Consider the following 8,872-nt stretch of genomic DNA (forward strand, 5'->3'; position numbering starts at 1 on the left):
TTTGTTTTGCAACCGGACGACCTGTCATGGCTGCCCATTGGGCCCCCGACAGCTGGACCCGGGCCGAGGCCCGCCAGCTACCCGACTATCCTGACGCCGCCGCCCTTACCGCGGCGACCGATACGCTGCGCTCCTTCCCGCCGCTGGTCTTTGCAGGCGAAGCCCGCAATCTGACAACCGCGTTGGGCGACGTTGCTGCGGGCCGCGGATTCCTGTTGCAGGGTGGCGACTGCGCCGAAAGCTTTGCGGAGTTCCACCCGAACAACATTCGTGACACGTTCCGCGTGATCCTGCAGATGGCGGTGGTCCTGACCTTCGCGTCCAAGCTGCCTGTGGTGAAGCTCGGCCGCATGGCGGGTCAGTTCGCCAAGCCGCGTTCCGCCCCGACCGAGATGATCGGCGGCGAGGAGCTACCCTCCTATCGCGGCGACAACGTCAACGATATCGCGCCCAATGCGGCGGCCCGCGCGCCTGACCCGCAGCGGATGATCAGGGCATACAGCCAGTCGGCGGCGACGCTGAACCTGCTGCGCGCCTTTGCGCAGGGCGGCTATGCCAATTTGCACCAGGTGCATCGCTGGACTCATGACTTCCTGGGATCGAGCCCGTGGTCGAAGCGGTATCGCGAAACGGCCGACCGAATCGGTGAGGCGCTGGAGTTCATGGCGGCGTGCGGCATCGACCCGCAAACCGTGCCGCAGTTGAACGAAACGCACTTCTACACCAGCCACGAAGCGCTGCTGCTGCCGTTCGAGCAGGCGATGACGCGACAGGACTCGCTGACGGGCGACTGGTACGACACATCCGCCCACTTCCTCTGGCTGGGCGACCGCACCCGCTTTGAAGGGTCGGCGCACATCGAGTATCTTCGCGGCATCGGCAATCCGATCGGGATCAAGTGTGGCCCGACACTGGAGCCGGACGCGCTGCTGCGCTTCTGCGAAACCCTGAACCCGGCTCGCGTGCCAGGACGGCTGACGCTGATCACCCGTTTTGGCCACGACAAGATCGAGGCAGGGCTGCCCAAGCTGGTGCGGGCGGTAAAGCGCGAGGGGCACCCCGTCGTGTGGTCGTGCGACCCAATGCACGGCAACACGGTAAAGGCCGCGACCGGCTACAAGACACGGCCCTTCGACCGCATTCTGGCCGAAGTGCGCGGCTTTTTCGCGGTCCACCGGGCTGAGGGCACCCATGCGGGTGGCATCCACGCCGAGATGACCGGCCAGAATGTCACCGAATGCACCGGCGGCGCGGTAGACGTGACCGAACAGAGCCTGGCAGATCGCTATCACACTCACTGCGATCCCCGGTTGAACGCCAGCCAGAGCCTGGAACTTGCATTTCTGCTCGCCGAAATGCTGAACGAGGAGATGGCGGAGCGGCGCAAGGACGCGGCCTGACCTTAATTGTCAGGCGCGACGCACCGTCCGCCGGACGGTGCGCGTCGGCTCCGCACCCCAACCATATTTGTAAGCCTCCTCCCCTCGCAGGAAGTGAAACTCGCGCGCCCCGCTCTCATGCCCGGCGACGATCAGCCGTTCGAAGGCGAGCGTACCAAAGCTTTGCCCCGGCACCGAAAAGTCCACGCCGTTGATATAACTATGGCCGCGCGGACCATCGACGAAGCCGAGCAGCGAGGCCACGATACGCCCCTGATAGCGCACGGTTGCCAAGCGTAGCAGGCCCTCTTCCAGCAACCCCGCTGCCGCGTCTCGGAGGAACGCCTGCACCCGTGGGTCGGCCAGGACGCCGTCCTGTCCTTCGCGTGCCCATCGCTCTGCGTGCAGGCGGAACAGGGCGTCGAGCGCCTCGTCCACGACGGCAGGCGTATCGGCAAAGCCATCGATTACCCCGCTCAGCGCCTCGGCGCGATTGCGATCATGGACGACCTTGCGGCGGCGCGACTTGCTCATCGCTGCGAGTACGGTGCCCTCTTCTGGTAGCGAGAGGACGGGGCAGACCTCTCCCTCTTCGTCCATCGCGATCCAGCCCGCGGGCGGTGCGGTGAGCAGCGGCGATCCTGGCCGAAGGTCGGGCAGCAGCACCTCATCGCAGCCGTCAGAGTGATTGAGCAGCGCCGTCCAAAGCGCGGCTGTGTCGCCATCAGGCGCCATCAGCGCATCCGAATAGTCGGATTGCCCCGCTGCAACCGGGATCAGCCGATTGACCGGGCCGTCCTGCCAGATGGTCAGCGGAAGAAAGGCGGCCAGCCGACCACTCGCGTCACGCACGGCCGCATCGCGCCGCTCACCCCCGCCCATGTGGCGCCAATAGGCGTCGACCCAGGCAGGTGACTGGAACGGAGTCGCGCGCCGGTCGCGCCGCCACAGGTCCCACCAATCGGCGTTGCTCATGCCGATGCCCGGTTAAGCCGGAAGCCGGTACCATCCCAGATCCGGAACGGCCTTTCGCCGGCGCGGTCGAGCGTCAAACCATGCGCCTCGGCCAGCGCCCGCGCTTCAGCGACATCCGCTGCCACGTCACCTCGGTAAGACCAGTTGAAGACGAGCATGACCCCAGCCGGTCGCAACACGCGGGCTGCTTCAGCCACATAGGCGCCCGCCAGCCCGGCCCCGACCACGTACGGAAAGCTGTCCGCGGCGATCAGCAGGTCGATGCTTGCATCCCCTACTCCCGCCAGGTCGCGTCCGTTACCGACCGCAAACCGCACGTTTGTATGACCAGCGCCACGTCGCGCCGCTTCTGCGACCATGCCTGCTGAAACGTCGAGGCCCAGAACGGAATTGGCTTCGTCCGCGAGGGCCAGCGTCACTCGCCCGATCCCGCAGCCGAGATCCAGGACGTCGGCGCCCGGCACCGTCGCCCAGGACCGAATTACCGAAACCAATTCCGCCGTCGCCCGATCAAGCAGCGTGGGGTCGCCCAGCGAGTAAAAGGCCACAGCAGCTTCCGGCGCGACCGCGACCAGCCGATCATACAAAGCCGCCGTCGCGGCCACCGGATCATCCCCGACCGGATCGATGCCGGACGCAGCCACATCCTGCAGCACGCGAAGCTGGTCACGGTGCGTCGTTGCGAGGTCTGCGAGCGCCCGCACCGGCGAGTCCGGCAGTTCATGTCTGGCCAATCGAGCCAACACCTCGCCATCCGGCATCACGCCGCCGATCACCATCTGCGCGAGCGCGATCTGGGGTGAGATCTGCCCCTGTCGGCACCGGTCGAGCAAGGCGTCTCTCATGCGGCCAACCGGCGGTAGAGGTTGAGATAAGCGCCGCTTGTCCGGGCCACGGAGAAGCGCTCGCACGCCACTTGCCGGCAGGTTGCGGGGTCGATCGCATCGATCCGCGCGATGGCGTCGGCCATGCCCTCCATGTCGTCGACCAGGAACCCCGTCACGCCATCCTCCACGATCTCAGGCAGCGCGCCTGAGCGAAATGCAATTACCGGGGTTCCCGACGCCAGAGCCTCCATTGACACCAGCGACGATGTTTCCGGCGCGGTAGAGGGCACGAGCAAACAGCGCGCCTGCCCCAGCAATCGCCGCTTGGCGACGCCTGCTATCGGCCCGACCCAACGCCTCTTGCTGTCCAGCCGCGGTACGACATCCTCGTCAAAGTAACGCTGATGCGCCGCATAAGGGTAAACCTGCCCGGCCACGACGAGCGCAGAGCCTGCGCGCGTCGCCGCGTCGATGGCGGTTGCAAAGCCCTTCTCGGGCGCAACCCGGCCGAGCATGAGCGCGAAGCTTCCCTTGCGTGTGGCGGGACCATAGCTGTCCACATCAACGCCGTTGCCTATCGGATCTAGCAAGCGGGCACCCACGGGAGCTCCGCGCGCCTGCGACGAGGAGACCGGAAGCAGATACGTATCGGGCCGCGTCGGCGAGAGCACGGCGGGCGGGTACCAATCAAGCGGCAGATGCAACGTGACAAGCACCCGCAAGCCGGGATCAGGCAGGTACGCGTCGAAATCGATGCCATGAAAATGGACTAGATCGACCCGCTCGCGCTCGATCACCTGCGCCAGTTCGGCCCGCACGCGAGCATGTACCACGGCGCGCATGGCGTCGGTGATCTCCCCCTCTTCCGCCGCGACAGGCACGAGATCCCCGGCGCAGGAAGAGCCCTCCGCCGCGATGACGATCGAGCGGTGCCCGTCAGCGACCAACCGCCGGTCGAGTTGGGCCAGAACCTGCTCGGCGCCACCCGCCGGGTCCGCGCTGACGGGAGCGAATGGGTAGGCAACACTGACCACCGTCAGCGGACGTGTCACGCCCATGCCCGCTCGGCCACGATCGCTTCTGATGCGAGTATTCGCCAGCGCGAGCCCGTCATGACCCAGCCGAAGCGGTCGTACAGAGCCTCGCCGGGCGGTGGCGGCTCGGTGAACAGATAGTTTGGCGCCGCTCGCCAGCGCTCCGAGTCGGGTCGCCAGTTGCCGATCACCTGCGCCTGGGTCGCATGGGCTTCGATCGCGGCATCCACGCGCGCCCGGTCGGTATCATCCAGCCAGCGCACCTGTTCCGGACGGTCCAGGTTGGGCCAGAACGCGCCAAAGCGCCGCTGCCCGTTGACGCGATGGTAGCAGGCGAACTCGACGAGTGCCGGAGATTTACCGTGGCGGCGTTGGAGCCTGTCGATCGCCAGCCCTACGGCCAGGGCCGCGCTGTCGTGATCGGGATGGCCACCCTCATAGGGATGGGTCACGACGACCAGCCGGTCGGCAAGGTCCCGCTCCAGCCGATCGACCAGCGCTGGCAGCACAAGCGCCGCTTCTTGATCCACGATGTTATAGGCCAGTCGCTCAGGGCCTGCGCCAAGCAGGGACAAGGCGCGGTCAAGCTCCGCCGCGCGCGCTGCCGAATAGCCCTGCCGGTCCGTGAAGCCGAGCCGCGCAGCGTCCGCCATGTCGCGCGGCGCTCCATCCGTGACATGGATCAGCCGGCAATCGCCCAAACGAGAGAGCGCCGAGCCGGCCCACAGCGTTTCATCATCAGCATGCGCCACCACCACGGCAACGGGCACGTCGATCCGGCCGCCCTCCGCCAGTCGCTGCGCCCAGCGTCCGGGCTCGCCGTCGCCCCTCTCGTCCCCTGCCCCATTCACGCCCGCTCAACGCCGCCGGGCCTGCGCCGTTCCGATCACCCTTGACGCGTGCTCCCACCTCCCCTAATCGCCCGCCTCCACCGCGCGGCCCCTTCGTCTAGCGGTCTAGGACGTCGCCCTCTCACGGCGAAAACACGGGTTCGAGTCCCGTAGGGGTCACCAGATCTGCTCAGATGGCGGAGAGGGCGGTTTTCTTCACGTTTGCTTATCGGCGGGTACATGTGATGTGTACACGATGTCGGCGCACGAGTGGTCGAGCTACCAAAAGCGGTTCGCTGGCAGCGACGATGGCGACGAGATTAGCAAAGATCCCTCGCGCGGCCCACCCCCGATCCAATAGCGACAGGGCGCGTGGCGCCTTACTGAGGCCGCGCGTCGCCGCAGCCAGGTTCGATGTGACAAAGTTTGCATTGCATTCGCGGTGGGTGGAGCAAATCAAAGATTTGACGGCACCCGGCGCCAATATCTTCAAGATGCCTAAGCAGAGCCGGCACAAGTCGCTGGCGGTGCTGTACGATGATGTGCGCAACCACGATTCTTTCGTCGACCACGCAGGTCAGCGATTCCCTTACGCGGCGACGGGAACCGAGAATAGCGCGCCAGGAGCGGGCGGACTGGCCCACTAGCGGACATTCACGCCCGCCTGGGATTGCAACGCGCGGGAGATCGCCGACATTCGCAGGCCAGGCGAAGAAGGAGTCCGCCCTTGTCCACCAAGCTGATCGGAATCCTTGGCGGCACTAGCTGGCCTTCCACCGGCCTGTTCTATCGGATGGTCAATCAGGAGGTGCACCGACGCCTTGGCGGAAATCACTCGGCACGCATCGTCCTGTACAGCATCGGCTATCACCAGATCAAAAGTCGCTACTTGGATCGGTGGGCGGAGATTCCCGGCTTGCTCAGGCCGGAGATTGATCGCCTGCTGTCGTTCGGGCCCGACTGCTGGATGCTCGCGAACAACACACTTCACAAGGCATACGACCAGATCGCCCAGCACATCGCTCCGATCCCGTTCTTTCACGCCGTTACACTGACTCGCGATCACCTGATCCGAAAACGCGTGCGCTCGGCGCTGCTCCTGGGCACGAAGTTCACGATGGAGGACGACTTCTTCGCCGGCCCGCTCAACGCCGCCGGCATTCGGGTCGTGGTCCCTGCGGCGCAGGAACGCGACGAGATTGAGGCTGTTCAGTCGCAACTCGCACAGGGCGAGATGACGTCTTCGTTCCGGGATTACTTCGACAAGCTACTTGCGCGCTATGAGGGCCAGGACTGCGACGCGGTCGTGACTGCCTGTACCGAGCTACCGCTCGTTGTGGATCAGGGCTTGACCTCCATGGCGGTGGTAGATCCGCTTGAGCTTCAGTGCGGGGCATGCGTCGACTTCGCGCTGAGCTGACCGGTGACGTGCAGAAGCTGGTCGGTCCCGTGGTGCATGGTTTGCCGGCTATAGGGATCCGAGAACAAGACCGGTCGGCGGCACCGCTGATCGCGCTCTGAACCAGGCTGGCTGGCCTGTATCGATCCTTGCGGCGATACCGCAAGGCTATTCAATAACCATCGTCACGGGGCTGAACCCGAAACAGGGGTGACATCCCGCGCTCGCTGTTCCATGTTGTGGGACGTCGTCCCAAATGAGGAAGGCTGTAGTTGCAGGAGCTTCGGAGCGAGCCCGCGTGGCCATCCATTCTGTCATGACCGACACGTTGACCCATCCCAATCCGGCAGACTTGCCCGCCCTGCGGGTTCATCACCAGGATCATGTCGCAACCGCTCTTCGCGACCTGTTTGCCGGTGAGCGGATCGCCATCGGCGGCGAATCCATCTCACTTCGGGAGCCCGTCGCGCGCGGGCACAAGCTCGCCCTGCGAACTGCGGCGCCGGGCGATGCAATCCTGAAGTACGGCTTCCCAATCGGGCGTGCAACGCGCCACATCGCTGTCGGCGAGCATGTCCATAGCCACAACATGCACACGGCACTGCTGGGGCAGGGCCGTTACGACTACCATCCTGAGATGGCGCCCCCCGCACCCGTTGCAGGCCATGAGCGCAGCTTCCGCGGCTATGTTCGCGCGGATGGACGTGTGGGCACGCGTAATGAGGTCTGGGTCCTGCCCACTGTTGGATGCGTCGCGCGCACCGCGCAACGCATCGCGGCGGCAGCTGGTGAGCGCCACTCAGGCCGGATCGACGGCATACATGCCTTCAGCCACCCCTTCGGGTGTTCGCAACTGGGCGACGATCTGGACGGCACGCGATCACTGCTCGCCTCGCTTGCCGCGCATCCCAATGCCGCCGGTGTGCTGCTGGTCGGCCTGGGATGCGAGGAAAATCAGCTCGACGCACTGTTGGCAGAGCTCCCCCCTGAGCGCCGATCCCTTGTGCGTAGCGTGTCGGCGCAACTGGCGGCGGACGAACTGGCGGAGGGCCTGATCGCGGTCGACGATCTGGTCGATCAAGCCGCAACTGCACGGCGCGAGGACGTATCGCTCTCAAGACTGGCCTTGGGCGTGAAATGTGGCGGATCGGACGGCCTGTCCGGCCTCACGGCTAACCCGCTGGTGGGCCGCGTTGCCGATACGGTAGCGGGCGCGGGCGGACGCGTCCTGCTGACCGAAATTCCGGAGATCTTCGGGGCGGAACAATTGCTGATGAACCGCGCCACGTCCGAAAGAGTTTTCGAGGATGTCGTCGGCCTGGTCGACCGGTTCAAGCGGTACTTCCTGGACCAGGGCCAGCCAGTGTCGGAGAACCCATCGCCCGGCAACGTCGCCGGGGGCATCACCACTCTCGAGGAGAAATCCCTGGGTGCCGTTCAGAAAGGTGGACGAGCTCGGGTGACCGACGTGCTGCGCTATGGCGAACGCCTGCGCCGGGACGGCCTCACCTTGTTGGAGGCCCCGGGCAACGACGCCGTGTCCTCCACGGCGCTGTCGGCTGCAGGTGCAACGATGATCCTGTTCACGACGGGCCGGGGCACGCCAATGGGCTTCCCGGTGCCCACCATCAAGATCGCCTCCAACTCCGCCCTGGCGCATCGCAAGCCGGGCTGGATCGACTTCGATGCGGGTCAGGCGCTGGAGGACGGGCTGGACCAGACAACCGATGCGCTGATCGAACGTGTCTGCGCGGTCGCATCCGGCGCGGAAACGGCGGCCGAGCGGAACGGGGAGCGGGAGATCGCGATCTGGAAACGCGGGGTGACGCTGTGACCCGCTTGTCTGTCGCTTCCTTACCGGGCGTGCCGGCCTTGGTTGCTCGCCCCGCCTACGATCCGGCTGCTGTTTCGGTCGGGATCGTGCATTTCGGCCCGGGCGCGTTCCACCGGGCGCATGGCGCGTGGTATGTTGACCGGCTGCTGGCGAATGACCCGCGCTGGGGCATCGCGGCGGTGTCGCTGCGGTCAGCTGGCACGGTGGAGGCGTTGCGCGCGCAGGACGGGCTGTACAGCGTATCCGTGCTCGACCGGGAGCCGTCCGTACAGGTCATCGGCGCCCATCGCGCCTATGTGGGACCCGGTGACGAGGCGCGTCTGCGCGACCTGCTTGCCGACCCGGCGGTCCGGATCGTCACCAGCACGGTGACGGAAAAGGGCTATTGCCTGCGCGGCGATGGCACGCTCGACGTCGACCACCCGGACATCGTTCACGACCAGGGAAGCCCGGCTCACCCGCGCAGCCTGGTCGGCTGGCTGGTGGAAGGGCTGGCAGCGCGGGCGTCGGCGGGCACGGCGCCCTTTGCGGTGCTGTGCTGCGACAACATGGCCGGCAACGGTGCGAAGCTGCGGGCGGCGACCGTCGCCCTGG

Annotated in this window: 9 protein-coding genes and 1 tRNA gene; 6 read left to right on the forward strand and 4 right to left on the reverse strand. The window is 66.0% G+C overall.

Features of this window, described 5'->3' with window-relative positions:
• Positions 1 to 26 precede the first annotated feature (26 nt).
• Complete coding sequence (locus tag FHS94_RS11610; RefSeq protein WP_184057932.1) at positions 27 to 1,400, forward strand: class II 3-deoxy-7-phosphoheptulonate synthase; 1,374 nt, start codon at positions 27 to 29, stop codon at positions 1,398 to 1,400.
• Between the two features lie 9 nt (positions 1,401 to 1,409).
• Here the strand turns inward: FHS94_RS11610 and FHS94_RS11615 are convergent, their stop codons facing one another.
• The 4 genes from FHS94_RS11615 to FHS94_RS11630 are packed head-to-tail and all read right to left on the reverse strand — an operon-like array spanning position 1,410 to position 5,066.
• A complete protein-coding gene (locus FHS94_RS11615) occupies positions 1,410 to 2,354 on the reverse strand; it encodes a GNAT family N-acetyltransferase (RefSeq protein ID WP_184057934.1) in 945 nt (314 codons plus the stop codon).
• Positions 2,351 to 3,199, reverse strand: a complete 849-nt coding sequence (locus tag FHS94_RS11620; protein WP_184057936.1) for a class I SAM-dependent methyltransferase — start codon at positions 3,197 to 3,199, stop codon at positions 2,351 to 2,353. The genes FHS94_RS11615 and FHS94_RS11620 overlap by 4 nt, the downstream gene beginning before the upstream one ends.
• Positions 3,196 to 4,233: a glycosyltransferase family 4 protein gene (locus FHS94_RS11625; protein WP_221234713.1), complete on the reverse strand. Its 1,038-nt coding sequence runs from the start codon at positions 4,231 to 4,233 to the stop codon at positions 3,196 to 3,198. The genes FHS94_RS11620 and FHS94_RS11625 overlap by 4 nt, the downstream gene beginning before the upstream one ends.
• On the reverse strand, positions 4,230 to 5,066 hold the full coding sequence (locus tag FHS94_RS11630) for a PIG-L family deacetylase (protein WP_184057940.1): 837 nt from the start codon (positions 5,064 to 5,066) through the stop codon (positions 4,230 to 4,232). Before FHS94_RS11630 ends, FHS94_RS11625 begins: the two co-directional genes overlap by 4 nt.
• A gap of 86 nt (positions 5,067 to 5,152) precedes the next feature.
• On the opposite strand from FHS94_RS11630, the gene FHS94_RS11635 reads away from it, so the two are divergent.
• The 5 genes from FHS94_RS11635 to FHS94_RS11650 all read left to right on the forward strand — a co-directional run.
• Positions 5,153 to 5,228 (forward strand) — tRNA-Glu (locus FHS94_RS11635).
• Between the two features lie 263 nt (positions 5,229 to 5,491).
• Positions 5,492 to 5,692: a hypothetical protein gene (locus FHS94_RS19170; protein WP_221234714.1), complete on the forward strand. Its 201-nt coding sequence runs from the start codon at positions 5,492 to 5,494 to the stop codon at positions 5,690 to 5,692.
• A gap of 80 nt (positions 5,693 to 5,772) precedes the next feature.
• Positions 5,773 to 6,465: an aspartate/glutamate racemase family protein gene (locus FHS94_RS11640; protein WP_184057942.1), complete on the forward strand. Its 693-nt coding sequence runs from the start codon at positions 5,773 to 5,775 to the stop codon at positions 6,463 to 6,465.
• Between the two features lie 295 nt (positions 6,466 to 6,760).
• Entirely contained in the window at positions 6,761 to 8,278 is a 1,518-nt protein-coding gene (locus tag FHS94_RS11645; RefSeq protein ID WP_184058019.1) for a UxaA family hydrolase, read from the forward strand.
• On the forward strand, positions 8,275 to 8,872 hold a 598-nt coding region (locus tag FHS94_RS11650), incomplete at its 3' end, for a mannitol dehydrogenase family protein (protein ID WP_484592895.1). The genes FHS94_RS11645 and FHS94_RS11650, both read left to right, overlap by 4 nt.

This window comes from Sphingomonas aerophila (assembly GCF_014199305.1).
Taxonomy (GTDB): Bacteria; Pseudomonadota; Alphaproteobacteria; order Sphingomonadales; family Sphingomonadaceae; genus Sphingomonas; species Sphingomonas aerophila.

Bases quoted from the DNA above. Each gene is read 5' to 3' on its own strand.
- FHS94_RS11610 (WP_184057932.1), top strand. From the start codon at position 27: ATGGCTGCCCATTGGGCCCCCGACAGCTGGACCCGGGCCGAGGCCCGC.
- FHS94_RS11615 (WP_184057934.1), bottom strand. From the start codon at position 2,354: ATGAGCAACGCCGATTGGTGGGACCTGTGGCGGCGCGACCGGCGCGCG.
- FHS94_RS11620 (WP_184057936.1), bottom strand. From the start codon at position 3,199: ATGAGAGACGCCTTGCTCGACCGGTGCCGACAGGGGCAGATCTCACCC.
- FHS94_RS11645 (WP_184058019.1), top strand. From the start codon at position 6,761: ATGACCGACACGTTGACCCATCCCAATCCGGCAGACTTGCCCGCCCTG.